Genomic DNA, 963 nt, shown 5'->3' on the forward strand with positions numbered 1-963 from the left:
TATAGCAACCGCCAGTTCCATCAAGACGTAAGATAAAGTAATCATAGCCCTGTCTCCTGGTTTTCAGAATGGCTCAACCCTATAGTTACGATCTACGTGCAAAAGTCATCAAGGCCATTGAAATGGATGGACTCAAAAAATGTGAAACCAGTGAGCTATTCAATATCAGCCGCAACACCATCCACCTGTGGCTGAAACGCAAAGCTCAAACGGGTGAGTTCAAGGCCGAGCCTAACAGGCCACCTGGTCATAATCACAAAATCACAGACTGGGAGAAGTTTCGTGAATTTGCCATAGCTCATGGTGATAAGACTCAGGAACAAATGGCTCAATTGTGGGATGGGGATATCAGTTCACGCACAATCTCCCGTGCCCTCAAAAAAATCAGGTTCACACGAAAAAAAAGACCTATGGCTACCAAGAACGTGATGAATCCAAACGTGAGGCATTTTTAGAACAACTCAATCACATAGAAGAGCAAAATATTGTCTATGCCGATGAATCGGGAATGGATAACCGAGATGATTATGGTTATGGCTGGAATCAGCGTGGTGAGAGATTTTACGCCCTCAAGTCAGGGCGAAGACAAGGACGAGTCAACATGATCGCGGCTTATTGTAATCACCAGTTGATAGCTCCATTTACGATTGAGGGTGCGTGTAATCGGATCATTTTTGAAACCTGGATTGAAACCTGCTTGATTCAGTCTCTCAAACCAGGACAATGGTTGGTTATTGATAATGCCACTTTTCACAAAGGGGGTCGCATTCAAGACTTGATTGAGCAGGCAGGGTGTAAAGTGCTGTATTTACCCCCTTATTCTCCAGACTTCAACAAGATTGAGAAATGTTGGGCATGGCTCAAAAGTCGCATCCGCAAATGTCTGGATGCCTTTGATTGTTTACGGGACGCCATAGAGCATGTTCTACAACTTTCGTCCTAACAATACTGGCGATTGCTATA

Annotated in this window: 1 protein-coding gene; it reads left to right on the top strand. The window is 44.1% G+C overall.

The window, feature by feature from the left end; translation table 11 throughout:
- Nucleotides 1-68 precede the first annotated feature (68 nt).
- Nucleotides 69-943, top strand: a protein-coding gene (locus V7K35_RS22390) for an IS630 family transposase (RefSeq protein ID WP_335081731.1) whose coding sequence is annotated in 2 segments (ribosomal slippage) — nt 69-398 and nt 401-943 — 873 coding nt in all. Because the reading frame shifts where the segments join, the coding sequence is not laid out codon by codon here.
- The last annotated feature ends 20 nt before the right edge of the window (nt 944-963 follow it).

This window comes from Nostoc sp. (assembly GCF_036917275.1).
Classification (GTDB): Bacteria; Cyanobacteriota; Cyanobacteriia; order Cyanobacteriales; family Nostocaceae; genus Nostoc.